Origin of the sequence: Flavobacterium zepuense, assembly GCF_007097145.1 — a bacterium.
Classification (GTDB): domain Bacteria; phylum Bacteroidota; class Bacteroidia; order Flavobacteriales; family Flavobacteriaceae; genus Flavobacterium; species Flavobacterium zepuense.
Window position 1 is genome coordinate 102,831 of sequence record NZ_VJVZ01000014.1, and the last position, 25,870, is coordinate 128,700.

The following is a 25,870-nucleotide window of genomic DNA, read 5'->3' on the forward strand; positions in this document are numbered from 1 at the left end:
TGCTTACTCAGGAGTGAAAACTGATACCGAAAATTGTTCCTAATAATATTGTGAAGGCCATCTTCCAGTTTATTACTGAAATTTATTGCCTTTAAAATCTCTTTTGTTGAGGTAAGTTATGAAATTACTTATCTTACCACTTAACTTTAAATAATCTGCTTTTAGAATTTCGAATACTTCTTCGGTTATGTAACCGCTGTCAAAAATTCTATATAATTGTGATCTTACTTCTCCGGCAGAGCCTTTAGATATTGAAAGAAATTGCCTGAATTCCATGTTGCCATCTCGTTCAAACCCTTCTGCTATATTATCCATTACAGATCCCGAAGAATTCTTAACCTGGTTCTTTAATCCAAAATCGTTTTTAAGTTCAGTTTCTACGCAAAGAATATGAATTTCTTTTGCGAGCCTTCTTGCCTCCTGCCAAATTTCTAAATTTTCAAATCGGGTTATAGTAGCCATACAGAACTTTAAAAACCTGAAACTTTAAACCTGAAACTAATTCTCTGATTTAATCCAGTCGTAGCCTTTTTCTTCAAGTTCGTATGCCAGTTCTTTACCGCCCGATTTTACAATCTTACCATTGTAAAGTACGTGTACAAAATCAGGGACAATATAATCTAAAAGCCTCTGGTAGTGGGTAATAACGATAACAGCATTGTCTTCGCTGCGCAGTTTATTTACACCATTGGCAACAATGCGCAGTGCATCAATATCAAGGCCGGAGTCGGTCTCATCAAGAATAGCCAGTTTAGGCTCCAGCATTGCCATCTGGAAGATCTCATTACGCTTTTTCTCACCGCCTGAGAAACCTTCGTTAAGCGAACGCGATAAGAACTTACGGTCGATCTCTAATAGCTCCGACTTCTCGCGGATCATTTTAAGCATTTCGTTTGCCGGCATTTCTTCCAGCCCATTAGCCTTGCGGCTTTCGTTAATGGCGGTTTTCATAAAATTGGTAACCGATACGCCCGGTATCTCTACAGGGTACTGAAACGAAAGGAAAACACCTTTGTGTGCCCTTTCTTCCGGTGCAAACTCGCTGATATCTTCGCCTTCAAGATAAATATTACCCTCGGTTACTTCATAATTTTCGTTTCCGGCAATTACCGATGATAATGTACTCTTACCGGATCCGTTCGGACCCATTATGGCGTGTACTTCACCGGCCTTAACCTCAAGGTTTATACCTCTTAAAATATCTTTGTCTTCTACGCGAGCGTGTAAATTCTTAATACTTAACATTGCTTTGTTTAAAGTTTCAGGTTTCGGGTTTCAGGTTCTTGCTCGAACCTTACAACCTACCTTAAAATTGTTATTTATTCTATTTTGGTATTCCAGCAATCAACTTTAAAATAACTTTAAACCTGAAACCTGAAACTAGTTCTTTATCCTACAGACCCCTCAAGGCTTATTTCCAGCAGCTTTTGTGCTTCAACGGCAAATTCCATTGGCAGTTTGTTTAGTACCTCTTTACTAAAGCCGTTTACAATAAGTGCAATAGCTTTTTCTGTAGGTATGCCACGCTGGTTGCAGTAAAACACCTGGTCTTCGCCAATTTTACTGGTGGTAGCCTCGTGTTCTATTTTAGCGGTTGTGTTTTTAGACTCAATATACGGGAACGTATGCGCACCGCAGTTGTTACCCATTAGCAGCGAGTCGCACTGAGAGAAATTACGTGCATTTTCGGCACGGCTTCCTATCTGTACAAGCCCGCGGTAGCTGTTTTGCGATTTACCCGCACTAATACCTTTAGAGATAATGGTACTCTTGGTGTTTTTACCAAGGTGTATCATTTTAGTACCGGTATCGGCCTGCTGGTAGTTATTGGTAACGGCTATCGAATAAAATTCGCCTACCGAGTTATCGCCTTTAAGGATACAGCTTGGATATTTCCAGGTAACGGCAGAGCCGGTTTCTACCTGTGTCCATGATATTTTAGCGTTCTTTTCGCAAAGGCCGCGTTTGGTTACAAAATTGTATACCCCGCCTTTACCTTCTTTATTGCCCGGGAACCAGTTTTGTACAGTGCTGTACTTAATTTCGGCATCGTCCATAGCAATAAGCTCTACCACGGCAGCGTGAAGCTGGTTCTCGTCGCGGCTTGGTGCCGTACAGCCTTCAAGGTAGCTAACATAGCTGCCTGCATCGGCAACTACAAGCGTACGCTCAAACTGGCCGGTACCCGCCTGGTTGATACGGAAGTAGGTAGACAGTTCCATAGGGCAACGAACCCCTTTAGGGATGTAGCAAAACGAACCGTCGCTAAATACAGCCGAGTTAAGGGCTGCATAAAAGTTATCTTTTTGCGGTACTACGCTGCCTAAATATTTTTTAACCAATTCCGGATGCTCTTTAATAGCCTCTGAAATCGGACAAAAAATGATGCCTTTTTCAGCCAGTGTTTTCTTGAATGTTGTAGCTACCGAAACAGAATCAACCACAATATCCATTGCTACGTTGTTCATCATCTTTTGCTCGTCTATAGAGATGCCCAGTTTTTTGTACATCGCTAACAACTCAGGGTCTACATCATCAAGGGTTTTATTGGCATCTATTTTTTTAGGTGCCGAATAATATGATATTGCCTGAAAATCAGGTTTTTGGTAATGCACATTAGCCCATTCAGGCTGCGTCATTTGTGTCCATGCGCGGTACGCCTCAAGGCGCCATTCGGTCATCCATTCAGGCTCCTCCTTCTTTTTAGAAAGCGCTCGAACAATGTCTTCATTAAGCCCGTTGGGGAATGTATCACTCTCTATGTCAGTATAAAAACCGTACTCGTACTCCTTGGTTTCGAGCTCGATCTTTAAATCATCTTCTGTATACTTGTTCATTTTTAGTTTGGTTTCAGGTTTAAAGTTTCAGGTTTAAAGTTGCTTACTCTTGCCTTAAACTGCAACTGAAATTATTATTGTGATTAAGTTTCAGGTTTAAATTTCCATGCTGGCGGGCAACCTGAAACTTTAAACCTGAAACTTTAAACTTTTTTAAAGAGAAAAACTCTCCCCACAACCGCAGGTGCGGCTTGCGTTAGGGTTGTTGAAAACAAAGCCTTTGCCGTTAAGGCCACCGCTAAACTCCAGTATAGTACCGGCAAGGTACAGTACACTTTTTTTATCTACGGCTATTTTAACGCCATTGTCTTCAAATACTTTATCATTTTCGCTTAGCGCATTGTCAAATTTTAATTCATATGACAAGCCTGAACATCCTCCACTTTTAACGCCTACCCTTATATAATCGGTAGTAGCGTTAAAGCCGTCATCTTCCATAAGCATGACAGCTCTTTTCTTTGCCGAATCAGAAACTTTTATCATAATCTAAACCTTATTATTAGTGTAAATTTTGTGCAAAGATACCACATTTTTGCGTAATGCAACAGGCGGTACCCTTTTTATGCATATGCTTGTATAAGCAAGAGTTATGCCCATTGTATGCTTAAACCCCGCTTTTATTTTTGTTAGACGCAACGGGAGCACTATAAATAAGAAAAAGGCTTCAAAATGAAGCCTTTCCATAGAAATATCGGGTTTGAGTTAGTTAATTTGCCTGTTTATATAAATCCACCCTGTTTTGCTGTTACCGCTTTCAGGTTCAATTACATAGTAGTAAGTGCCTGTTGGCAGGTCTTTATTGTCGTCGGTCTGGCCATACCACTCATCGGTATAATTATTTTTGTTATATACCTGCATGCCGTAACGGTTGTAAATACTCAGTTTGTGTACTTTAAGATAAGTCAGATCAAAATTATCATTGAGGTCATCACCGTTAGGCGATATACCCTTTTGTATGTCGCAATTACCGGTTGTAATGGTAATAGGGCTAACAGCACTACAGCCTTGGGTATTTTGGGCGCGTACAAAAGCAATAGTGCCGTTGTAGCTTTGCGGGTTTGCAATGGCATTCACGGCCTGCTGTGCATCGGCCTCCGTTGCATAGTAGTCAAATTCTAATCCGCTTAATCCTGATACAGCATCGGTAAGGTTAAAAGGCGCACAGCCAATTAGCTGAAGGTCGTCCAAAAACGGAACATCAATCACCTGCAACGAGAAGTTGCTTACAACATAACAACCGTTGCCGTTACTTACCCTTGCATAAATGGTTTGTGGGTTAGTAGTATTGATAAAACTTTGCGTATTAGCGATAGCATTTGTAGCAATATCGGCATCAGCCTGAGAGGTATAGTAGGCTATGGTTACATTAGCCTGTCCCTGTAGCAACACTGTATCCTGTTGCGATAGGTTAAATGATGTAAAACCATCCTGAACATCGGTATCGCAAAGCTGAAGCGCAGGAGCCTGCACAGCTACGGGAGCCGGTAGCGTAATAAGGCTGAATGATGTTGTGCCAAAGCAGCCTGTATTGGTATCCTGTACCCTTACATAAATGGTTTGCGGGTTGGCAGTACTGGTATAGCTTTGTGGTGTTGCTATGGCATTTGTAGCAGCATCGGCATCGGCCAGGCCGGTGTAATAAGAAACAACCGCGTTTGCCTGCCCCTGTAGCAGGGATGCATCCTGCTGCGATAAATTAAATGCCGTAAAACCATCCTGTGTGCCGGTATCGCAGGCCGAAAGGTTAGGTACCTGCGGTGGTACGGGAGCAGGTACAATTTGCAAATCAAACTGTGTAGTTGCATAACAACCGCCCCCTGCTACATCTACCCGCACAAAAACAGTTTGCGGGCTGGTAGTGTTTGTAAAACTTTGTGGTGCAGCTATGGCGTTAGTTGCAGTATCGGCATCGGCCTGGCTGGTATAGTAGTTTATTGTTGCTCCTGGCTGGCTTTGCAGCAATGCAGCGTTTTGTACCGTAAGGTTAAATATGGCAGTGGTTGTACCGCAAAGTTGCAGATTAGGCAATGTAGGCAGTACCGGGGCTGGGGCTATCTGCAAAGTAAAATGGTTAATTTGCCACTTGGTGGGCGATACCTGTACCCGTGCATAAATAACTTGTGGATTGGTAGTATTGGTAAAAGCCTGTGGGCTTGCAATAGCATTAGTGCCTGCATCGGCATCAGTAGGGGTGGTGTAATATGTTATTGTGGCATCGGGCAGGCTTTGCTGCAATACCGCCGTTTGGTTGGTAAGGTTAAACGGAGCCGTATTACCTTCGGCACATACAGTCAAAGGATCTGAATCTCCTAATTTAATGACCCACGCGTCATTTTGGTTGGAATGGTTACCGTCTACATATTCATTATCAGAGTATGACCATCCTGCCAAAAGATAACCGTTATCAGATGTTTGGTAAAACGTAAATAAGAAATCGCTGTTATTACCTCCATAGGTTTTTTCGTTAAGCAGGTCGCCATTTTCGGCTACTTCAAAGATCCAGAAATCACCTGGGTAAAAAAAGGTAATAACATCGGTTAATGGTTCAGTACGGCCACCTATCATATAAGTTCCCTGGGGCGTACGGTATAGGGCACTACCGCGATTATCGGTCTCATTACCGTATGATTTTTCCCAAAGCAGGCTGCCCTGTGCATCAAGTTTTAGCAGCCACGTATCATAACTGCCAAAAGACTCTGATTTATTACCGCCAGACCCATAAGTACCTGCCAAAACCAAAAAACCCCCGTCAGGTGTTTCTACAATGTCATTAAAATCATCAAAATAAGTTGTTCCATATAATTTTTGCCATAGTACGGCACCGGTAGTATTTATCTTTACTATCCACACATCCTGGCCGCCCTGCCCAACAACCATACTGTTGTTTCCGGCTATAGATGATCCTCCAAAAATATAATTACCGTCGGATGTTTCTTTAATACGCCAGGCAACGTCGGCATTCAGGCCCGGACCACCGTAAGTTTGCTCCCATGCGGTAGTACCATTTGCATTTAATTTAACAATAAGTGCATCATAGCTAACATTAAAACCGGGCGAATACCTTTCGCCTGCAACAAGATAGCCGCCGTCGGATGTTTGTGTAATGCTTTGCCCGTTAAGGCCAATTATGTTTTTTGCCCATACCACGTTGCCGTTGGTATCAAATTTAACAACAAGTGCATTTTTATCAGGGGGGTTAGGCAGCGGTATATCGCCATTAAAAGAAGTGGTAGACCCGGTAATAATAAAGCCCCCATCGGTAGTTGGAGTAACAAATTCTACCCAGTCGTTCCAGGTCCCGCCAAATGTGGTCTTCCAGATAACATCGCCCTGCGGCGATAACTTAACGATCCAGATATCGTCGGCACCATTATTGTCCTCAACATCACCGTTAGTAGATGCAGCAATTCCGGCCATGATATAATTGCCATCAGTAAGTTGTGTGATGCCGTAGGCCGAATCCTGGTTTGTGCCCCCAAGCACTTTTTGCCAATGCAAATCAGGAATCTGCGCGTAGGATAACGCAGATACAATGAGCAGAAGCGCCATGTAAGTAATTTTTTTCATTGCAATTTGTTTTTTTGGTGATTAACTTTTTCATTACAAATAACTTACTATAAAATAAATTTTAATGGTCGGTTTGAGTATATGCCACTTCTCAATTAGTATTGGCAGTATTTAAATTAGTATTTGTAAGAAAATGTGGATTTGATGATTCGGGATTTGGTTATTTGGAGAACCGGGGATTTGATAATTTGTTGATTTGTGGATTTGGTTGTTGGAGAACCGAGGATATGATAATTTGGATATATGGTTATTTGGTCTGTGGTCGGAAAATCAAATAACCAAATCCCCGAATAACCAAATTAACTTTTTGAAGGTGGAGTTAATCAAATAACCAAATCCCCAAATTATCAAATTAACTTATAAAGCCAATTCCAAAGTCCGAAAGTGAAATATTAAGCATTTTTTTGAAGGGGGATTTGTTAATTTGTGGATTTGGTTATTTGTTTAAAATTGTATGCTGAACTCGAAGTCCAAAAGTGAAATATTAGGCCATTTTTTTTGTTATAAATTTTTGGTTTGGTCGAATTACCAAATCCACAAATTCCCGAATCCACTTTTTTTTGCCTAATTTGCATCATCAAAACAAACAAGCTTTACAATGAAATTATACCCTATAGAAAGTGGCAATTTTAAGTTGGATGGCGGCGCTATGTTTGGCGTTGTGCCAAAATCGATATGGAATAAAACCAACCCTGCCGATGCTAACAACCTGATAGACATGGCCGCACGTTGCCTTCTTATAGAAGATGGCGACCGCCTTACTCTGATAGATACCGGTATGGGCAACAAGCAAAACGACAAGTTTTTTGGCTACTATTCGCTTTGGGGCGACCATAGCATAGATAAATCGCTGGCACAGTGGGGGTTTAATCGTGATGATATTACCGACGTTTTTTTAACCCACCTGCATTTTGACCATGTTGGCGGTGCCATACAATGGAACAAAGACCGAACAGGCTATGAACCGGCCTTTAAGAATGCCCATTTCTGGACGAACGATAACCATTGGGAATGGGCCACCAAGCCTAACGCCCGTGAAAAGGCATCGTTCCTGTCAGAAAATATACTGCCCATGCAGCAAAGTGGTCAGCTTAAGTTTGTTAACCGCCCTGAGGGTGCGTTTTTAGAGCAGTCGGAACTTAGTTTTGGCATCCTGTTTGCCGATGGCCATACCGAGAAGCAAATGCTGCCCCACATAAATTACAACGGTAAAACCATTGTATATACTGCTGATTTACTGCCCACTGCCGGGCACATACCGCTGCCTTATGTAATGGGGTATGATACCCGCCCGCTGTTAACCATAGATGAAAAGGAGAAGTTTTTAAACGAGGCGGCCGATAACGGTTATTACCTAATGCTTGGGCATGATGCGCACAACGAGATAATTACGGTACAAAAAACAGATAAAGGCGTGAGGCTCAAAGAAGTTTTTACCTGTGCAGATATACTAATTTAATGTTAATACTTATCTTCGTGTAACAAATTCGGGATAATTTAGACCAATTTTTCAAAAAGTAACATAACTCAGTAATGAAATTTAAATCCATTTACCTTTCGGCTGCCTTAGCACTATTTCTTGTTAGCTGTGGCGCCTCTAAAAAAATTACGGCCGAACCTCTTGCCATAACAACCCCAATTACAGCTAAAAAGGCTAAACTTGGCGAAGACCAGGAAAAACGCTGGAGCGACCTGGACCTTTTAAGGGATACCATTCCGGGTATGAGCGTAGACCGTGTTTACGAGATATTAAAAGACCGCAAAGCCAAAAAAATTATTGTTGGTGTAGTAGACTCAGGTGTTGATATAGAGCACCCAGACCTTAAAGATGTTATCTGGACGAACACTAAAGAGATAGCAAACAACGGTATAGACGATGATAAGAACGGCTATATTGATGATATTCACGGTTGGAACTTCCTTGGCGATATAGAACACGAAAACATGGAGTTTGTGCGTATCCTTAAAAAAGGCGACGACGGCAGCGAAACGTATAAAAGGGCTAAAAAAGAGTACGATGAGCAGGTTAATGAGGCTAAAGCCGGTAAACAGCAGATGGACTTTATCTTAAAAGCAGATAAAACTTTTGTGGAAAAAACAGGCAAAACCAACTATACGGTTGATGACCTTAAAAAACTTGAGCTAACAGATCCTACACAAAAGGCTATTAAACAAAGGTTTGAGCAAATATTGGCTAACGTAAGCCGCGAAGACCTTGTTAAACAGCTTAACGATGGTGTTGAACATTATGACAGCGAGCTTAAATACCACCTTAATAAAGAGTATGATGCCCGTAAGATACTTAACAACAACCCAGACGACTGGAATACTAAAAGCTACGGTAACAATAACGTAATTGGCCCTGAAAAAGAAGGTGCTAAGCACGGTACGCACGTTGCAGGTATTATTGCGCAGGGCAGGGGTAACAACCTGGGCGGCGATGGTGTTGCTACAAGTGTTGTAGAAATTATGGCCGTTCGTGCCGTGCCGGATGGCGATGAGTACGATAAAGATGTGGCACTGGCATTACGCTATGCTGTAGATAACGGTGCTAAAGTAATCAACGGTAGTTTTGGTAAATACTATGCAACACACAGCGACTGGGTATATGATGCTATTAAATATGCTGCCGAAAAAGATGTACTTATTGTATTTGCTGCCGGTAACGAAGGTTTAGATCTTGATAACGAAAGCGGCGAGCGTTACCCTAACGATGATAAAAATACACTTACTGAATATACGGATAATATCTTAACTATTGGCGCACTTACCTATGAGTACGGCCCTGAGCTGGTTGCCGATTTCTCTAACTACGGAAAAACCAAGGTAGATGTTTTCTCTCCTGGTGTGCGTATTTATGCTACAACACCTAACAATACCTATTCATTCCTTCAGGGAACATCAATGGCATCGCCAAATGCGGCTGGTGTAGCGGCGCTTATACGCGCGTACTACCCAACGCTTAAGTCTGCGCAGGTAAAACAAATTATCATGCAGTCCGGCCTTCCTATTAACTTTGATGTTGTTTTAGGTGGAAACCCTGAGAACACAAAGCCATTTGCTGAAACATCACGTTCAGGTAAAATTGTAAATGCTTACAATGCTATTATCCTGGCCGACCAAATGTCAAGAAAATAGTAGGTACTGCCTATAATATAAAACCCCAAGCCGTAATGGTTTGGGGTTTTTTGTTTGTTTAGTAGATATGTACTATGTAATATTTTTACTGATGATTCAGATATTAAAGCTATCACACTAGTAAAGAGTGGATTAAAACTTTAGTCTTTAACTTGTTTAACTAAATCTGAAAGTTCGCCGTGTACCTCTAACCTAAAACTGGTTTCATCTTTAGGGGCAGGGGGCCAAAACTCAACCATATAAGATTTTGTTTTGCCGCCTTTAAGCTTAAACTCAAGATTGTGAGGGTTAGTGTTTATGCCCATAGACATTGCGATCTTAACATAATATTTGTTGTTTTTGCTGTCAACCAGTTTAACGGTTTCAAAATCAATAGGCTGCTCTTCCTCGGTATTGTTCTTAAATTCAAACATAACCGTCCTAAATCGGCTATCGCCTTTAGCAATAGTTGTTTTGCCATTTTCGGCATCCGATATCTTCGTGGTTTTTATACGTGTCATCCTAAAATCCACTCCGGCAGAGTAGGGTTGGTAGTCCATCTCTATTTTTTGTGCCGATGCCGTACAGATAATAAATAAGGTTAACAGGGTAAATAGTTTCTTCATAAATAAGGTTTAAGAGTTGGTGCTGACTAAAATACAAATTTTAACATAGTGTTTTATAACAGGTTAAAAAAAATCTTTCACAATTATTTAGCTGAAGTTTAAACGATTATTCAACAACCAGTCTTTGCGAATACGTTGCCTTGCCTGTTGTTAACTGTACCTGATACACACCTGCTGCTAAATTTGGTAATAAAACCATTGCCTGTGTCACCTTATCACTATATACCAACTGTCCTAACGTAGAATATACATTTAGTGTAGCATTATCTAAAACAATATCGCCTCCTATAGTAAATATGCCATTATTAGGGTTGGGATAAAGGGTTAGGGTGTTTTTAGTTGAATTTTTGAGACCTAATACATCAGGTGATAATTTTACCAGCCAGGCATCAAACGCACCATTGTTTTGGGTAAGGTCGCCATCATTAGATGTTGAGGTGCCCGAAAGTATAAATCCGTTATCATCGGTTTGTTTAAAGGCGTAAAACCGTTCAAATAAATTGCCGCCAAAAGTTTCTTCCAAAAGTACAGTACCCTCTTCATCAATTTTAAAAAGCCAGGCATTAGGCCCTGCGGCACCCATTTCGTCTGCTGCAGTATAGCCGCTAACTACATAACCACCGGTTACAGGCACTATGCCCCAGGCAAGGTCATCGCCGGGACTGCCATAGCTTTTTGCCCATTCCTGCACGCCATCGGCATCAATTTTAAGCAGCCAGGCATCAGCTCCGCCAAGGTTATCTGTAATATCGGTCGAATCGTCCTGCCCGGCAATAATATAACCGCCATTGGGCGTAAAGGCAATATCGTACGGACTGTCATGCCAGCCACCGCCAAAAGTTGCCCCCCAAACCGTTGTGCCTTCGCTATCTAATTTATAAACACCATATTCAGATGGATTGTCCGGCGGTTGTACAGCACCGGTAACAATAAAGTCTCCATCGGGAGTTTCTGTAGCCATATAGCCATAATCGGCGGTTTCGCCGCCCAGGCATGCTTGCCATTCAATTTCAAATTCGGTGTCCAGTTTTACCACCCACATATCATAATCGCCGTGGTTACCCAGCACATCACCATCATTAGAGAAAGTATAGCCGCACATAACATAGCCACCATCAGATGTTGGTTCAAAAGAACTCAGGAACTCGTTATCGCTGCCGCCAAATGTTTTAGACCATACTTCATTACCTTCACTGTCAATTTTTAAGAGCCATATATCCGATAGAATCGCGGCACTGCCCTCGGGGGTAGATGATGTTTCGCCGGCAATAAGGTAAGTGCCATCGGTGTTTTGCAATACTTTCCTGGCACGCTCGTCACCCAATCCTCCGTATAAATGCTGCCATTGCAACTCGCCGGCAGCATCAGTTTTAACCATTATAGCGTTAACTGCGATATTATTAGGATAGGTAGGGTCGTGAGTGCTAAAACCGGCTGATATATATCCCCCATCGAGTGTGGGCGCCACATCATAAAAAATATCATCGCCTACAGAGCCAAAGCTTTTTTGCCATTCAATTTCCGGGGCTTGGGCTGTAGCAGTATGTCCTGCCAGTAAAAGTGTGCAAAGCGCAAAAGTCTTTTTAAGAGTAATTTTTTTCATAAGTAAGGATGTATCAGTTTATTAATCTGTGATGATTTCAAATCTAATAAAAAATTAAAAGCATTATATTTTATTTTTTAATGCGATACGGGTTTTCGTAATCGATATAGTAAAACTTTAAAACTAGTTTATTTTTATGCGTTTTTATATGGTCGATTTACAAAATCTATACTTTTATACTGCATAGTATCATAAGCTTATGAAATGCGAAATTTAAAATCTGTTGCATATTTTTAGGTATTTTTAAGATAAAAAAATGCATTATGTAATTTTTGGTTATCAATACTTTAAAAAATATCCACTTTATACTCATTATAAATTAGCGTGTAAAGGTTGTGGTTTGTGTCTTTTCGCCTTAAATTTGTTTGATTTTTTAAAAACTTTATCTTTTTAACCAAACATTATGGCAAAATCTGCACTTTTAAAGTCGTCTCTCGCCAAGAAATACTGGATGGCTTTAACAGGTTTATTTCTCTGCCTGTTCCTTGTCGGGCACTTGCTGGGTAACCTGCAGCTCATATTTTCTGATGCATTAGCGTTTAACCTGTATGCATTGTTTATGACTACTAACCCAGCCGTTAAAATCCTTTCTTATGTAACTTACATTTCTATCCTTTTCCACGCGATAGACGGTATCCTGCTTACGATTCAAAATCAAAAAGCAAGGCCGGTAAAATACGTAATGAATAAGCCGGAAAAAAACACAGTATGGGCATCGCGTAACATGGCAGTATTGGGTACTATTATCCTAATATTTATTGTAACGCACATGGTAAACTTTTGGGCAGTAATGCACTTTAAAAAAGATATGCCGTTGCAAACTGTTACCGTAAAGGGCCAGATGGGCATGCCGGACCAGCAGTTGTACATCACAACAGGGTCCGGTTCTGCACGTTTTCTTGCTGTACAGCAGGTAGATGGCAAGAACCTTATAAAAGAAGGCAATAAATTTTATGTGGTTTTAAACGGTAACCAGCAACCGGGCAGTACCGATGCTAAAGGTACCAATGATAAAGAAGAAAAAGTATTTTTTGCCGAGGGCTATAAAGACCTGCACAAAATTACGGTAGACTTTTTTAAAGACCCGCAATACGGCTTAATAGCTACAATATTATATGTTATTGCCATGATAACACTTGGTTTTCATTTATACCACGGTTTTGGCAGTGCATTCCAGTCGCTTGGGGCAAACAACCCTAAATACAACGGCTTAATTAAAAATTTCGGTATAGCATTCTCGTTCATTGTTCCGTTCCTATTTGCTATCATACCGTTATACATTCATTTTTTACATAAATAATCAACGTCAATTACCATGAAGTTAGATTCTAAGATACCGGAAGGCCATATTTCTAAAAAATGGACCGACTATAAAGACCACCTTAAACTTGTTGCCCCAAACAACAGGCCAAAAATTGATGTAATTGTAGTGGGTACCGGCCTTGCAGGTGCTTCGGCTGCTGCATCGCTTGGCGAAATGGGCTACAATGTTAAGGCGTTCTGCTTTCAGGATTCACCACGCCGTGCGCATTCAATTGCTGCACAGGGTGGTATTAATGCTGCTAAAAATTACCAAAACGACGGCGATAGTATTTACAGGCTGTTTTATGATACTATAAAAGGGGGCGACTACCGTGCGCGTGAAGCTAACGTACACCGCCTTGCAGAGGTATCGGGTAACATTATAGACCAGTGTGTGGCTCAGGGTGTACCTTTTGCCCGCGATTACGGTGGGATGCTTGATAACCGCTCTTTTGGTGGTACTCAGGTACAGCGTACATTTTATGCAGCAGGGCAAACAGGTCAGCAGCTTTTATTAGGTGCGTACTCATCGCTTTCAAGGCAAATAGGCCTTGGCCGTGTAGAAATGTTTAACCGCCACGAAATGCTTGATATTGTAAAGGTAGATGGAAAAGCACGTGGTATTATTGCACGTAACCTTATTACCGGCGAGTTAGAAAGGCATTCTGCCCACGCAGTTATTATTGCCAGCGGCGGTTACGGTAACGTATACTTTCTTAGTACAAACGCAATGGGCAGTAACGTAACGGCTGCCTGGAAGATACACAAAAAAGGAGCTTATTTTGCTAACCCTTGTTTTGTGCAGATTCACCCAACGTGTATCCCGGTTCATGGCGAAAACCAGTCTAAGCTTACGCTGATGTCTGAATCACTGCGTAACTCGGGCCGTATCTGGGTTCCTAAAAAGATTGAAGATGCTGCGGCCATCCGTGAAGGAAGGCTTAAAGCAACAGACATAAAAGAAGAAGACAGGGATTATTTTCTTGAAAGAAGATACCCTGCTTTTGGTAACCTTGTACCAAGGGACGTAGCATCACGAGCTGCAAAAGAGCGTTGCGATGCCGGTTTTGGTATAGAGGCTAATGCTACTAACGAGGGTGTTTACCTTGATTTCTCTTCAGAGATCATTTCTAAAGGTAAGCAAACTGCCTATGCACAGGGTAACCACCATCCAAGTGATGATGAGGTTATTAAATTAGGTAAGGCGTGGATTGAGGAAAAATACGGTAACCTTTTCCAGATGTACCAGCAAATTACAGATGAGAACCCGTATGAGGTGCCAATGAAGATTTACCCGGCGGTACACTACACTATGGGTGGCGTTTGGGTAGATTATAACCTGCAAAGCAGTATACCGGGCTGTTTCGTGGCCGGAGAGGCTAACTTTTCAGATCACGGAGCTAACCGCCTTGGTGCATCTGCATTAATGCAGGGCCTTGCCGATGGTTATTTCGTACTGCCTTACACAGTGTCTGATTATCTTGCTAACGAAATCCGTACCGGCAAGATTGCTACCAACAGCCCTGAATTTGACGAAGCTGAAGCGAACGTAAAATCTCAGATAGAGAAATTCCTTAACAACAACGGTACTAAAACGGTAGACCATTTCCATAAAAAACTGGGCCACATTATGTGGAACAAAGTAGGTATGGGCCGTAATGAGCAGGGGCTTATTGAAGCAATACGCGAAATTGCCGAGCTTAAAGAAGAATTTTACAGGGATGTTTTTGTTCCGGGAAGTTCAGATGAGCTTAACACTGAGCTTGAAAAAGCGCTTCGTGTGGCCGACTTTATAGACCTTGGCCAGCTAATGGCACGCGATGCTTTACAGCGTAAAGAATCGGCTGGTGGCCACTTTAGGGAAGAATACCAGGATGAAGAAGGCGAAACGCTTCGTGATGATGAGAACTTTGCCTTTGTAGGTGCTTGGGAGTACCAGGGCAATGATATTAATGCCGAAGTACTTCATAAAGAGGTACTGGAATATGAGTACATTAAAATTGCCGCAAGGAACTACAAATAAAATACAACCGAAGACATGGCTTCAAATAAAAATATAAACATTAACCTTAAGATATGGCGCCAAAAAAACGCCAAAACTAAAGGTAACATAGAGACTTACAAGTTAGATAACGTATCTACAGACAGTTCGTTCCTGGAAATGCTCGACCAATTAAACGAGCAGCTGGTTAACAGCAGGCAGGAACCTGTAGCGTTTGACCACGATTGCCGCGAGGGTATTTGCGGTATGTGTTCGCTTTACATTAATGGCCAGGCTCACGGCCCAGCCAGTAAAGTTACCACCTGCCAGCTGCACATGCGCTCGTTTAAAGACGGCGATACCATTTATGTAGAGCCGTGGAGGAGTAAAGCGTTCCCCGTTATCAAAGACCTTATTGTAGACCGCTCGTCTTTTGACAGGATACAGCAGGCCGGTGGTTTCGTATCGGTAAATACATCAGGTAACACTATCGATGCTAACGCTACCCCTGTGCCTAAACATGATGCCGACCGTGCTTTTGAAGCTGCGGCGTGTATTGGTTGCGGTGCTTGTGTTGCAAGCTGTAAAAACGGCTCTGCAATGCTGTTTGTAGGCGCAAAGGTATCTCAGTATGCTTTATTGCCACAAGGTAAGGTAGAGGCCACGCAGCGCGTTTTAAACATGGTGCGCCAGATGGATGAAGAAGGATTTGGTAACTGTACCAATACAGGAGCCTGTGAAGTGGAGTGCCCTAAAGGTATCTCGCTTGAAAATATCGCCCGCATGAACAGGGAATACCTGTTTGCAAGCGTAGTATAAGAAAACAAAAACTGACTTATAATGCCAAAACGCATCCTGTTTATTCAGGGTGCGTTTTTTATGAATTTATACAGTAAGCAAAGGTTAGCAATCGGTATTAATATACCTGAACCAAAACATTGGTTGGTATATTAAGCTTATCGTGCAATTTGCGTATCATTTCTAACGAAAGTTTTCTTTTCCGGTTTAAAATTTCACTTGCGCGGCTCTTTTGCCCTATAATATTAGCAAGGTCATTTTGGTTGTATCCCAGTTGCTCCATCCTAAATTTAATAGCCTCTATAGGGTCAGGCAAATCTATAGGAAAGTGCTCATTCTCATAATTATCAATAAGTACCCCAAGTATTGCCGTTTCGTCGCTTTCGGGAGTTCCTTCTTTAGCATAAAAGATAAGCTCAAGCCTTTCTAAAGCTTCGTTATAATCCTGTTCTGTTTTTATGGGTCTGATGTTCATCATTTTAAATTTCGTTAGCATTTATCTTATCATACTCGGCATGTGTACCTATAAACCTTATCCAGATCATTTGGTGTAAGTAGCTAACCTTTACAATCAGCCGGTAGTTGTTCCCTTTTATATTAAATACCACTCTGTTGTTTTCCAGTATGCTTGCACTTGGGTATTCCTTTTTAATATCGTTTGGGGTTTTCCATCCGGCATTACTGGCCTCTAAAAACCATGCTTTTAGCTGTTGCTCACAATCTGCATGTGCCTCCCAAAAATCACGTAATATTTTTTTTGCAATAACCCTCAAGCAGATAAGTTTTTAGCAAAGGTAATAAAAAAAGTTCCCGTATTGGGAATGGTATAAAAAATAAATTATCATCGGCGTTTTCATACATTATCCTTAATTTTGGTATCCTAATAAAATTATTATCATGAAGTACCACCAGATACCCAGCAGCCTTTTTGTAAAGAACCGTAAAAAATTTGCGTCAGAAATGAAACCTAAAAGCGTTGCTGTGTTTAACTCTAACGATATTTACCCGGTTAGCGCCGATAGTACCCTGCCTTTTGCCCAACACCGCGATATTTTTTACCTGAGTGGTGCCGATCAGGAGGAATCTATCCTGTTGCTTTGCCCTGATGCCCCGTATGAGCACCTGCGCGATATACTTTTTTTACGCGAAACCAACGAGCATATTGCTGTTTGGGAAGGCGAAAAGCTTACTAAAGAGCGCGCTACCGAAGTTAGCGGCATCAAAAATATTGTATGGCTCAAGGATTTTGAAAAGACCCTTTTTGAGGTAATGACCTATTGCGATACTATTTACATCAACACCAATGAACATTACCGCTCTTCGGTTGAGACGCAAACCCGCGAAGACCGCTTTATTAAATGGTGGAAGGAAAAATACCCTGCCCACAGTGTTGCCAAAAGCAACCCTATACTACAGCGCCTGCGCTCGGTTAAAGAGCAGGAAGAGATCGATTTGATACAGCAGGCCTGTAATATTACAGAGAAAGGCTTCCGCCGACTGCTAAGCTTTACCAAGCCGGGTGTTTGGGAATATGAGCTTGAGGCTGAGCTTATTCATGAGTTTGTACGCAACCGTTCTAAAGGCTTTGCGTATACACCTATTATTGCAAGCGGCAACAATGCTAATGTATTGCATTACATAGAGAACAACCAGCAGTGTAAAGATGGCGACCTGATCCTGCTTGATGTAGCTGCGGAATATGCTAATTACAGCAGCGACCTTAGCCGCACCATTCCCGTAAACGGCCGTTTTAGCGATAGGCAAAGGGCTGTGTACAATGCGGTACTTAATGTAAAAAAAGAGGCTACAAAAATGCTCACACCGGGTACATTATGGAAACAGTACCATGTAGAAGTAGGTAAAGTAATGACATCGGAGCTTTTAGGCCTTGGGCTTTTAGATAAAGCCGATGTTCAGAATGAAGACCCTGCATGGCCGGCTTATAAAAAATACTTTATGCACGGCACCAGCCACCACATGGGGCTTGATACCCACGATTATGGCCTGTTGCATGAGCCTATGCAGGCCAACATGGTTTTTACGGTAGAGCCGGGTATTTACATCCCTGCCGAAGGTTTTGGCATCCGTTTAGAGGATAACGTTGTTGTCCAGCCAAGTGGCGAGCCATTTAACTTAATGGGTAATATTCCATTAGAAGCTGAGGAGATAGAGAGCCTTATGAATGCTTAATGGGTTTATAAAGTCATAAAGTTGAAAGTTTGTAAAGTTTTTTACTCATAAGGCATATCATCCTGAACGTAGCGAAGTCGAAGAATCTCAAATAATAAGATTTAAATATCAATAGAACAGCCCACAATAATGTGGGCTGTTGCTGTATTATATCGTTGGCATTCCCATTCTCCGATGCGGTGACTGAAGCCGGGATGGTTTAATCGTACAATGCGTCTCATGGTGAAAAGAGTATGTGAAATCCCTCAAAAAATACAAATCCCCACTTCATAAATCCGTAACTTGCCATTTCTTTTAGCAAAGGTTATGATAGAAACAGAACGCAAGTTTTTAGTGCTTGCAGACGATTATAAGCAGGAGGCATTTACACAAAAACGCATTGTACAGGGCTATTTAAGCTCGGTGCCCGAGCGTACGGTTCGCGTGCGTACCAAAGGTGACCAGGGTTTTATAACCATTAAGGGCAAAAGCAACGAGAGCGGCACCAGCCGTATGGAGTGGGAAAAGGAAATACCTGTAAACGATGCTCTGGAACTGCTGCAACTGTGCGAAAAAGGCGCTATTGATAAGATTCGGTACGAAGTTAAAGTCGGCAACCACACCTATGAGGTAGATGAGTTTTTTGGCGATAACGCCGGGCTCGTTGTAGCTGAAATTGAACTATCTGATGAAAATGAGGCCTTTATTAAACCCCAATGGCTGGGCGAAGAAGTAACGGGTACAGAGCGTTACTACAACGCTTACCTTAGCCGTAACCCCTACAATACATGGCAGTAACCACACCTGAATACGACCTGATAATCATCGGCGGCGGCCCCATAGGCATGGCCTGTGCCCTTGAGGCGCAGCTTAACGAGCTCAATTACTTAGTTATAGAAAAAGGTGCGCTGGTTAACAGCATATTTAACTATCCGCTGTACATGACGTTTTTCTCTACTGCCGAAAGGCTGGAGATAGGCAATGTGCCGTTTACCTGTATTGCCCCAAAGCCGGGCCGCCAGGAAGCGTTAGAATATTACCGCAACATTCAGAAGCACTTTAGCCTGAATATCAACCTGTTTGAAAATGTAATCTCAGTCAACAAACAAAAACCCGGGTATTTTGTGGTGCATACCAGCAAAGGCTGGTATAACGCTAAAAATGTGGTTATTGCAACCGGCTTTTACGATATTCCCATTTATATAGATGTGCCCGGCGAGAAGCTGCCCAAGGTGCGCCATTACTATAAAGAAGCACATGAATATGCCTTCCAGAAGGTTGTGGTAGTGGGTGCCAATAATTCATCGGTAGATGCGGCGCTGGAATGCTGGCGCAAGGGTGCCGATGTTACTATGGTTATCCGCAAAGACCAGATTAACGACCGTGTAAAGTATTGGGTAAAGCCTGATATAGAGAACCGTATAGCCGAAGGCAGCATTAAAGCCTACTTCTATTCCAGCATTACAGAGATAAGGGAAAAAGAGGTGGATATTTTTACTACCGATGGCACGATAACCATAGAAAACGACTTTGTACTGGCGCTCACGGGCTACCGCCCGGACATCGATTTCCTAAGGGCATCGGGTATAAATGTGTCAGAAGGCTTAACCTGCACGCCGCAATATAATCCTGATACTATGGAAACTAACGTACCCGGCCTGTACCTTGCCGGTGTAGTATGCGGCGGTATGGAAACCCACAAATGGTTTATAGAAAACTCCCGCGTGCATGCCAGCATGATCCTCGCCGATATTATATCTAAGTAACTATTTAGCAGCTAATTCGGCAATTTTATCAGAAGTTACGATCAGCTTTTCGTAGCGGTTGTTGGCCAGCCACACCATAGCCTTTGCAATTTGAGATGCCTTAATACTCTTATACTTAGCAGCGCCACCAAACAATAATGGGTTAAGCAACGCAAATAAACCTATCATTACTTTTTCCATAACACGGTTATCTTTACGTTGCGCCACAATTAGCGATGGCTGTAGTATATGTGTGTTTGCAATATGCTCATTAATAACGGTTTCCTCTACCTCGCCTTTGATGCGCACATAAAAAATGCTGCTGTTTTTATTCGCCCCAATAGCCGATACCAAAATAAACGTCCCTATACCGTTGGCTTTAGCCAGTTTAGCCGCAGCGGCGGGTATGCCATAATCTATCTTGTAATAGGTCTCTTTATCGGGAGTTTTGGCTTTGGTGGTGCCAATACAGCAATATACCTCATCGGCTGTAAAGTAGTCTGCATGCTTGTCCAGTTCAAAAATGTTAATGATATTCTCTTCAATTTTAGGGTGTTGAATATTTATAGAACTCCGGTTAAAGAGCTTTACTTTACCGTAGCGGTCGTCGTTAAGCAGCAGTTGTAACACCTCGCCGCCCGTAGCACCACTGGCACCCAATATAATAGCTGTTTTTGGCATGGTTTTTTGATTAAAAAAGAAAGTTACAACAAATTAGAGAAAGATGGATACTGATTTACGAATGTTTAAGAAGGTAAGAGGTTAACTACGGAGTGAAGCTGCCCTTACCTTCGGAGCTACTATGTACCCACATCCTATTAGTTTTACCACAAAGACACAAGTTCTTCATCACAATCCAAACACAAGGATCACAAAGTTTTAATCAAACTACAAGTTCACTGAAAGACACCTTTGTTGTTTACAATAAACACAAAGCTTTACAGATATTAATTTCGGGTTCTGATAACTTCAGCCTTGTGTTCATCCATCTTTAGATAGTTGTCTTTGAGTACCTTGTGACTATTGAATTTGTATAGCATTGTGCCTTTGTGGTTGAAAATGAAATAATTGTAATAGTAGCCATTAGAGAGGGGTTGGTGTATGGTTAAAAGATGAAAAAATCCGCCTAATCAGCACCTGCGCAGCATCCGCTTTATCCGCGTCCCATCATAACGTTCAACCATTAAAAACATTAATTTTGCACTATGGAAACCCCAATGCCGCAACGCAAAATAATCCATGTAGATATGGATGCCTTCTACGCTTCTGTAGAACAGCTGGATAACCCTGCGTTGCGTGGGTTACCCCTGGCTGTGGGCGGTGGAGAAACACGCGGTGTGGTAGCAGCGGCAAGCTATGAGGCGCGTAAATTTGGCGTACGCAGCGCCATGAGTGGCTATTTGGCCAAGAAACGCTGCCCCGATTTAGTTTTCGTACGTCCTCGTTTTGAGCGTTATATGGAGATTTCCAAAAAAATACGCAGCATTTTTTATGAGTATACCGATAAGGTAGAACCGCTCTCGCTCGATGAGGCTTACCTTGATGTTACCCACAACAAAAAAGGCAACCCCAGCGCCACCGTTATAGCGGCCGAGATACGCCAACGCATCCTTGAGGAAACCGGGCTTACGGCATCGGCGGGAATATCTATAAATAAGTTTATTGCCAAGGTAGCAAGCGATTACAACAAGCCCAACGGCCAAAAAACAGTGAATCCGCATGAGGTACTGGAGTTTCTGGAGCAGCTGCCCATTGGCAAATTTTACGGGGTGGGCAAGGTAACTACCGAGAAAATGTATCAGTTAGGCATCTTTACCGGGGCCGATTTAAAGCTTAAAACCCAGGAGTACCTTATAGACCACTTTGGCAAGGCCGGTGGCTATTACTACCACGTAGTGAGGGGGATACACAACAGCGAGGTAAAGTCTGACAGGATTGCAAAATCGGTGGGAACAGAGCACACCTTTAACGAAAACCTTGTGAGTGAGGTGTTTATGCTGGAAAAACTGGAGTTTATTGCCGATGAGCTGATGCGCCGCCTGCAAAAAAAGAAAATTGCCGGTAAAACCGTGACCCTCAAGATAAAGTACTCTGATTTTACGGTTCAGACCCGTAGTAAGACCCTGCCGTATTTTATATCAGATAAAAGCCTGATAATGGAGGCAGTACGCGAACTCCTGTACCAGGAGCGTCCTAAAGATTCGGTCAGGTTGCTGGGTATATCGCTGGCCAACCTTAACAATGAAGCAGGTGAAAAAAAAGCTGTTGCCGTACAACTACGGTTCGATTTTTAGCCGCTAAATTTTAACATTTAAGGGCTAACTTTTCACTTTCGGACTTCGAGATTTGCACTTTTTGCTTATTTTTATCCCATGAGAACATTTTTAGCTATTGCAGTGCTTTCTGCAACCGGACTTTTTGCTCAAAAAAATCCCAATGCGGGATATTGGCAGCAGCATGTTGATTATAAAATGGAGGTATCTATGGATGTAAAAACCTATAAATACACCGGTACCCAGCAGTTGGTATATACCAACCACTCGCCAGATACCCTTAAGCGTGTGTATTACCACCTGTACAACAACGCCTTCCAGCCCGGCAGCGAGATGGATGGCCGCCTGCAGGCAATTTCAGATCCGGACAAGCGCATGGTTAAGAGCTTTAAAACCGGCGAAAAGACCGTTAAGGAGAGCCGTATAGCCACCCTTAAGCCCGAAGAGCAGGGCTACTTAAAGATAACCAACCTTAAGCAGGACGGTGTGGCCGCAACTAACGAGGTTTCGGGCACCATACTGGAGGTTACCCTTCCCAAGCCAATATTACCGGGCGCAAGTACCACCTTTAGCCTTACGTTTGATGGCCAGGTGCCGTTACAAATACGCCGTAGCGGGCGCAACTCTGCCGAAGGCGTGGCCCTAAGCATGACCCAGTGGTACCCTAAGCTGGCCGAATACGATTTTGAAGGCTGGCATGCCAACCCTTACATTGCCCGTGAGTTTTATGGCGTGTGGGGCGATTTTGATGTGAAGATCACCATTGATAAGGATTATACCATAGGCGGCAGCGGTTACCTGCAAAACAAAAACGAAATTGGTAAAGGCTATGAAGATGCCGGTACCGAGGTTAAGATACCTAAAAAAGCCAAAACCCTTACTTGGCACTTTGTAGCGCCAAACGTACACGATTTTACCTGGGCGGCAGATAATAACTACGCTCACGATAAGATAGCAGGCCCTAACGGCACCGAACTGCATTTCTTTTATAAAAATGTACCCGAAAACCTTGACGGATGGAAAAAACTTCAGCCTAAAACCGCCGAATTGCTTGCGTTTTACAACAAAAACGTGGGCCAGTACCCGTACAAGCAATACTCTGTAATACAGGGTGGGGATGGCGGTATGGAGTATGCCATGTGTACCCTTATTACCGGCCACAGCTATGAAGGTTTGGTAAGCGTTACGGCGCATGAATTTGCGCACTCATGGTTCCAGTTCCTTTTGGCATCTAATGAGAGCAAGCACCCGTGGATGGATGAAGGCTTTACAAGCTATATATCAGATCTTGCCTTATCGGTAGTGATGCCGTCTAAAGAAAAAGGGGCTGATCAGCAAAGCCCGTTTGCCGATGCTTACGCCAACTACTTTTACCTGGTAAAGAGCGGCAAGGAGCAGCCGCAAACCACCCATGCCGACCGTTATGATGTTAACATGGCTTACAGCATTGCTGCCTACAGCAAAGGCGAGGTGTTTTTAGCACAGCTGGGCTACCTTATTGGCGAAGACAAACTGGCACAAACTATTAAGCGTTATTATGCTGATTATAAGTTTACCCACCCTACACCAAACGACATTAAGCGTACCGCCGAAAAAGTGAGCGGTGCCGAGCTGGACTGGTACCTTACCGACTGGACTATGACCACCAATACTATAGATTATGGGATTAAAGAAGTGGCCGATGATGCCGGTAAAACTAAGATCACCCTACAGCGCATTGGCCGTATGCCTATGCCTTTAGACCTTGTAATTGTGCATGATGATGGCACACAAGAAAGTTTTTACATTCCGTTAGAGATGATGCGTTACCAAAAAGACAACCCTTACCCTAACCTAAAACGCACCGTTTTAAAAGACTGGGACTGGGGCCACCAAACCTATGAGTTTACTATAAACAGGCCTAAATCGGCCATTAAGGTTATGGCTATAGACCCGGCAGAAGGCATGGCCGATGTAAACAAAGAGAACAACGTTTATAATAAGTAGGCTAACAGGTTTGACATAAGGGGTCCGAAGTACGAAGCTATGAATGTGGTATCGAACTTCGGACCTCTTATTTTTATCCAATCAGGCTACCCATTTTACCGTTTCGGCTACTCCTGCAATACTTTGATGGCAGAACTTTGCATAACAATTCTAAATCTAAATGATATGCAAAGTGAAATTAAAGGAAAAGTAGTTGCCATTACCGGTGCAAGCAGTGGTATAGGCAAAGCGATTGCGCTAACACTTGCGCAACACGGTGCAAAAGTGGTTTTAGGCGCACGAAGAGCAACACAGTTACAGGAAATTACCAACCAAATTATAGCTGACGGTGGCGAGGCAGCCTTTGCTGAAACCGACGTTACTATTAAAACCGATCTTACACACCTGGTTAATGTGGCTGTTGAAAAATTTGGCAGGCTGGATGTAATGATAAACAATGCCGGTGTGGCACAATTATCGCGTATAGATGAACTGGATATAGATGGCTGGGACCAGATGATAGACATTAACCTTAAGGGCGTGCTATACGGCATGGCTGCGGCATTACCCGTTTTAAAAGAAAACAGGGGCCATATTGTTAATATTATATCGACGGCAGGGTTAAAAATAACGCCAACAATGGGCGTATATGCAGGCACTAAGAATGCGGTACGTACTATAGCCGAAGCATTCAGGCAGGAGTCAGATGGTACTGTGCGCATTACAGGCATATCGCCGGGGGTTGTACAAACCGGTTTTGTAAACAACCTTAAAAACGAGCAGATAAAAACAACCGTACAAAATAACATGGCAGAGTTTGGCATAAGCCCAAATGCTATTGCCAATGCAGTGGTTTATGCCATCTGCCAGCCGGCAGGTGTAGAGGTGGGCGATATTGTTATCCGTCCCGCATCTCAAAACTAATATACTATGAAGGGTAATCAGGAACTACTAACCATAAAAAGCATCTCGCAGCTTATGCGCTACCTGGGGCAGCCTACGCCGCTACACCCTTTAATAGCGCTTGTAAATTATAGTACTATGCCTGCCGAAAAATTTGAAAAAGGGCAAAAGGTTAGCATTGATTTTTATAAGATATCGTTTAAAACACATTTTAGCGGGCAGGTAAAATACGGGCAGGGCTATTATGATTTTGATGAAGGCGGCCTGGCATTCCTAAAGCCCGGGCAGGTAGTTGTTTCTTCATATGATATGGATAGTTATGAGGGATATGTGCTGTATTTTCATCCCGATTTCATCCGTAGCTATCCGTTGGCAAACGCCATAATGCAGTACGGTTTCTTTTCCTACGATGTTTCTGAAGCACTTTTTCTTTCCGCCCGCGAAAAGGAAGTTATCAGTAACCTGTTTGCTACCATAGCGGCTGAGTTAGAAAATAACATCGATAATTTTAGCCAGGATGTCTTGGTATCGCAAATAGAGCTGCTGCTAAATTACAGCAACCGTTTTTACAATAGGCAGTTCATTACCAGGAAAACAATAAACCACGATATACTGGTTCGGTTTGAGCAACTTTTAGAGGGGTATTTTAAAGATGATAACGCCCTTACAAATGGTTTACCGTCGGTACATTATCTGTCCGAAAAATTGCAACTTTCGTCACGTTACCTAAGCGACCTGCTTAAATCGGTAACCGGACTAAACACCCAACAGCACATTCAAAACCGTGTAATAGACGAGGCTAAAAATTTACTTAGCACCACAGCATTATCTGTGGCAGAAGTAGCCTATAAGCTGGGGTTTGAGCATCCGCAATCATTCCACAAACTGTTTAAAAAGAAAACAGCCCTTTCCCCACTTGCGTTCAGGGAGTCGTTTAATTAGCCATTCTTTTTCTTATGTATAATTTGTAGTGTTGCGTTTATA

The 25,870-nt window shown here is 42.5% G+C and carries 22 protein-coding genes; 12 read left to right on the forward strand and 10 right to left on the reverse strand.

Going from position 1 to position 25,870, the window contains the following annotated elements; all coding sequences use genetic code 11:
• Window positions 1-72 precede the first annotated feature (72 nt).
• The 5 genes from FMM05_RS18645 to FMM05_RS18665 form a co-directional block, all read right to left on the reverse strand.
• On the reverse strand, window positions 73-462 hold the full coding sequence (locus tag FMM05_RS18645) for a four helix bundle protein (RefSeq protein ID WP_143374942.1): 390 nt from the start codon (window positions 460-462) through the stop codon (window positions 73-75).
• Window positions 463-498: 36 nt separating this feature from the next.
• Complete coding sequence (sufC, locus tag FMM05_RS18650; RefSeq protein ID WP_143374943.1) at window positions 499-1,245, reverse strand: Fe-S cluster assembly ATPase SufC; 747 nt, start codon at window positions 1,243-1,245, stop codon at window positions 499-501.
• A 143-nt stretch (window positions 1,246-1,388) separates the two neighbouring features.
• Window positions 1,389-2,837: a Fe-S cluster assembly protein SufB gene (gene sufB, locus FMM05_RS18655; protein WP_143374944.1), complete on the reverse strand. Its 1,449-nt coding sequence runs from the start codon at window positions 2,835-2,837 to the stop codon at window positions 1,389-1,391.
• 153 nt (window positions 2,838-2,990) lie between these two features.
• Window positions 2,991-3,320, reverse strand: coding sequence for a HesB/IscA family protein (locus FMM05_RS18660; RefSeq protein WP_143374945.1), 330 nt, complete (start codon window positions 3,318-3,320; stop codon window positions 2,991-2,993).
• Window positions 3,321-3,539: 219 nt separating this feature from the next.
• On the reverse strand, window positions 3,540-6,404 hold the full coding sequence (locus FMM05_RS18665) for a gliding motility-associated C-terminal domain-containing protein (RefSeq protein WP_143374946.1): 2,865 nt from the start codon (window positions 6,402-6,404) through the stop codon (window positions 3,540-3,542).
• Between the two features lie 598 nt (window positions 6,405-7,002).
• Between FMM05_RS18665 and FMM05_RS18670 the strand changes: the two genes are divergently transcribed.
• Together FMM05_RS18670 and FMM05_RS18675 are read left to right on the forward strand one after the other, a co-directional pair.
• Window positions 7,003-7,863 (forward strand): MBL fold metallo-hydrolase, encoded by an 861-nt coding sequence (locus FMM05_RS18670; RefSeq protein ID WP_143374947.1) that lies wholly within the window; start codon window positions 7,003-7,005, stop codon window positions 7,861-7,863.
• 74 nt (window positions 7,864-7,937) lie between these two features.
• The gene (locus FMM05_RS18675) at window positions 7,938-9,542 is read left to right on the forward strand and encodes a S8 family peptidase (RefSeq protein ID WP_143374948.1); all 1,605 of its coding nucleotides are present in this window, start codon (window positions 7,938-7,940) and stop codon (window positions 9,540-9,542) included.
• A 140-nt stretch (window positions 9,543-9,682) separates the two neighbouring features.
• Here FMM05_RS18675 and FMM05_RS18680 read toward each other — a convergent pair whose 3' ends face one another.
• On the reverse strand, window positions 9,683-10,147 hold the full coding sequence (locus FMM05_RS18680; RefSeq protein WP_143374949.1) for a hypothetical protein: 465 nt from the start codon (window positions 10,145-10,147) through the stop codon (window positions 9,683-9,685).
• A 106-nt stretch (window positions 10,148-10,253) separates the two neighbouring features.
• Window positions 10,254-11,750: a T9SS type A sorting domain-containing protein gene (locus tag FMM05_RS18685; RefSeq protein ID WP_143374950.1), complete on the reverse strand. Its 1,497-nt coding sequence runs from the start codon at window positions 11,748-11,750 to the stop codon at window positions 10,254-10,256.
• Between the two features lie 403 nt (window positions 11,751-12,153).
• On the opposite strand from FMM05_RS18685, the gene FMM05_RS18690 reads away from it, so the two are divergent.
• The 3 genes from FMM05_RS18690 to FMM05_RS18700 are packed head-to-tail and all read left to right on the forward strand — an operon-like array spanning window position 12,154 to window position 15,852.
• Window positions 12,154-13,050 carry a succinate dehydrogenase cytochrome b subunit gene (locus FMM05_RS18690; protein WP_143374951.1) on the forward strand — a complete coding sequence of 299 codons (897 nt, stop codon included), beginning with the start codon at window positions 12,154-12,156 and terminating at the stop codon, window positions 13,048-13,050.
• A gap of 15 nt (window positions 13,051-13,065) precedes the next feature.
• The gene (locus FMM05_RS18695; protein ID WP_143374952.1) at window positions 13,066-15,075 is read left to right on the forward strand and encodes a fumarate reductase/succinate dehydrogenase flavoprotein subunit; all 2,010 of its coding nucleotides are present in this window, start codon (window positions 13,066-13,068) and stop codon (window positions 15,073-15,075) included.
• Window positions 15,076-15,090: 15 nt separating this feature from the next.
• A complete protein-coding gene (locus tag FMM05_RS18700) occupies window positions 15,091-15,852 on the forward strand; it encodes a succinate dehydrogenase/fumarate reductase iron-sulfur subunit (protein WP_143374953.1) in 762 nt (253 codons plus the stop codon).
• Between the two features lie 97 nt (window positions 15,853-15,949).
• On the opposite strand, the gene FMM05_RS18705 is transcribed toward FMM05_RS18700, so the two are convergent.
• Both FMM05_RS18705 and FMM05_RS18710 read right to left on the reverse strand, forming a co-directional pair.
• Entirely contained in the window at window positions 15,950-16,306 is a 357-nt protein-coding gene (locus FMM05_RS18705) for a helix-turn-helix domain-containing protein (RefSeq protein ID WP_143374975.1), read from the reverse strand.
• Window positions 16,307-16,310: 4 nt separating this feature from the next.
• Window positions 16,311-16,604: a type II toxin-antitoxin system HigB family toxin gene (locus FMM05_RS18710; protein WP_143374954.1), complete on the reverse strand. Its 294-nt coding sequence runs from the start codon at window positions 16,602-16,604 to the stop codon at window positions 16,311-16,313.
• Between the two features lie 124 nt (window positions 16,605-16,728).
• Between FMM05_RS18710 and FMM05_RS18715 the strand changes: the two genes are divergently transcribed.
• The 3 genes from FMM05_RS18715 (at window position 16,729) to FMM05_RS18725 (ending at window position 19,766) form a co-directional block, all read left to right on the forward strand.
• Window positions 16,729-18,021, forward strand: coding sequence for an aminopeptidase P family protein (locus FMM05_RS18715; RefSeq protein ID WP_143374955.1), 1,293 nt, complete (start codon window positions 16,729-16,731; stop codon window positions 18,019-18,021).
• 306 nt (window positions 18,022-18,327) lie between these two features.
• The gene (locus tag FMM05_RS18720) at window positions 18,328-18,798 is read left to right on the forward strand and encodes a CYTH domain-containing protein (RefSeq protein ID WP_143374956.1); all 471 of its coding nucleotides are present in this window, start codon (window positions 18,328-18,330) and stop codon (window positions 18,796-18,798) included.
• Complete coding sequence (locus FMM05_RS18725) at window positions 18,789-19,766, forward strand: YpdA family putative bacillithiol disulfide reductase (RefSeq protein ID WP_143374957.1); 978 nt, start codon at window positions 18,789-18,791, stop codon at window positions 19,764-19,766. The genes FMM05_RS18720 and FMM05_RS18725 overlap by 10 nt, the downstream gene beginning before the upstream one ends.
• Here the strand turns inward: FMM05_RS18725 and FMM05_RS18730 are convergent, their stop codons facing one another.
• Window positions 19,767-20,426, reverse strand: coding sequence for an NAD(P)H-binding protein (locus FMM05_RS18730; protein WP_143374958.1), 660 nt, complete (start codon window positions 20,424-20,426; stop codon window positions 19,767-19,769).
• 524 nt (window positions 20,427-20,950) lie between these two features.
• On the opposite strand from FMM05_RS18730, the gene dinB reads away from it, so the two are divergent.
• The 4 genes from dinB to FMM05_RS18750 all read left to right on the forward strand — a co-directional run bounded on the left by dinB (window position 20,951) and on the right by FMM05_RS18750 (window position 25,828).
• Window positions 20,951-22,039 carry a DNA polymerase IV gene (gene dinB / locus FMM05_RS18735; protein WP_143374959.1) on the forward strand — a complete coding sequence of 363 codons (1,089 nt, stop codon included), beginning with the start codon at window positions 20,951-20,953 and terminating at the stop codon, window positions 22,037-22,039.
• 78 nt (window positions 22,040-22,117) lie between these two features.
• Complete coding sequence (locus FMM05_RS18740) at window positions 22,118-24,004, forward strand: M1 family metallopeptidase (protein ID WP_143374960.1); 1,887 nt, start codon at window positions 22,118-22,120, stop codon at window positions 24,002-24,004.
• A 165-nt stretch (window positions 24,005-24,169) separates the two neighbouring features.
• Entirely contained in the window at window positions 24,170-24,907 is a 738-nt protein-coding gene (locus tag FMM05_RS18745) for an SDR family oxidoreductase (protein ID WP_143374961.1), read from the forward strand.
• Window positions 24,908-24,913: 6 nt separating this feature from the next.
• The gene (locus FMM05_RS18750; RefSeq protein WP_143374962.1) at window positions 24,914-25,828 is read left to right on the forward strand and encodes a helix-turn-helix domain-containing protein; all 915 of its coding nucleotides are present in this window, start codon (window positions 24,914-24,916) and stop codon (window positions 25,826-25,828) included.
• The last annotated feature ends 42 nt before the right edge of the window (window positions 25,829-25,870 follow it).

Excerpts from the sequence above, each read along its gene's own strand:
- FMM05_RS18645 (WP_143374942.1), bottom strand. The coding sequence starts at position 462 with ATGGCTACTATAACCCGATTTGAAAATTTAGAAATTTGGCAGGAGGCA.
- sufC (WP_143374943.1), bottom strand. The coding sequence starts at position 1,245 with ATGTTAAGTATTAAGAATTTACACGCTCGCGTAGAAGACAAAGATATT.
- sufB (WP_143374944.1), bottom strand. The coding sequence starts at position 2,837 with ATGAACAAGTATACAGAAGATGATTTAAAGATCGAGCTCGAAACCAAG.
- FMM05_RS18660 (WP_143374945.1), bottom strand. The coding sequence starts at position 3,320 with ATGATAAAAGTTTCTGATTCGGCAAAGAAAAGAGCTGTCATGCTTATG.
- FMM05_RS18665 (WP_143374946.1), bottom strand. The coding sequence starts at position 6,404 with ATGAAAAAAATTACTTACATGGCGCTTCTGCTCATTGTATCTGCGTTA.
- FMM05_RS18670 (WP_143374947.1), top strand. The coding sequence starts at position 7,003 with ATGAAATTATACCCTATAGAAAGTGGCAATTTTAAGTTGGATGGCGGC.
- FMM05_RS18675 (WP_143374948.1), top strand. The coding sequence starts at position 7,938 with ATGAAATTTAAATCCATTTACCTTTCGGCTGCCTTAGCACTATTTCTT.
- FMM05_RS18680 (WP_143374949.1), bottom strand. The coding sequence starts at position 10,147 with ATGAAGAAACTATTTACCCTGTTAACCTTATTTATTATCTGTACGGCA.
- FMM05_RS18685 (WP_143374950.1), bottom strand. The coding sequence starts at position 11,750 with ATGAAAAAAATTACTCTTAAAAAGACTTTTGCGCTTTGCACACTTTTA.
- FMM05_RS18690 (WP_143374951.1), top strand. The coding sequence starts at position 12,154 with ATGGCAAAATCTGCACTTTTAAAGTCGTCTCTCGCCAAGAAATACTGG.
- FMM05_RS18695 (WP_143374952.1), top strand. The coding sequence starts at position 13,066 with ATGAAGTTAGATTCTAAGATACCGGAAGGCCATATTTCTAAAAAATGG.
- FMM05_RS18700 (WP_143374953.1), top strand. The coding sequence starts at position 15,091 with ATGGCTTCAAATAAAAATATAAACATTAACCTTAAGATATGGCGCCAA.
- FMM05_RS18705 (WP_143374975.1), bottom strand. The coding sequence starts at position 16,306 with ATGAACATCAGACCCATAAAAACAGAACAGGATTATAACGAAGCTTTA.
- FMM05_RS18715 (WP_143374955.1), top strand. The coding sequence starts at position 16,729 with ATGAAGTACCACCAGATACCCAGCAGCCTTTTTGTAAAGAACCGTAAA.
- FMM05_RS18720 (WP_143374956.1), top strand. The coding sequence starts at position 18,328 with ATGATAGAAACAGAACGCAAGTTTTTAGTGCTTGCAGACGATTATAAG.
- FMM05_RS18725 (WP_143374957.1), top strand. The coding sequence starts at position 18,789 with ATGGCAGTAACCACACCTGAATACGACCTGATAATCATCGGCGGCGGC.
- FMM05_RS18730 (WP_143374958.1), bottom strand. The coding sequence starts at position 20,426 with ATGCCAAAAACAGCTATTATATTGGGTGCCAGTGGTGCTACGGGCGGC.
- dinB (WP_143374959.1), top strand. The coding sequence starts at position 20,951 with ATGGAAACCCCAATGCCGCAACGCAAAATAATCCATGTAGATATGGAT.
- FMM05_RS18740 (WP_143374960.1), top strand. The coding sequence starts at position 22,118 with ATGAGAACATTTTTAGCTATTGCAGTGCTTTCTGCAACCGGACTTTTT.
- FMM05_RS18745 (WP_143374961.1), top strand. The coding sequence starts at position 24,170 with ATGCAAAGTGAAATTAAAGGAAAAGTAGTTGCCATTACCGGTGCAAGC.
- FMM05_RS18750 (WP_143374962.1), top strand. The coding sequence starts at position 24,914 with ATGAAGGGTAATCAGGAACTACTAACCATAAAAAGCATCTCGCAGCTT.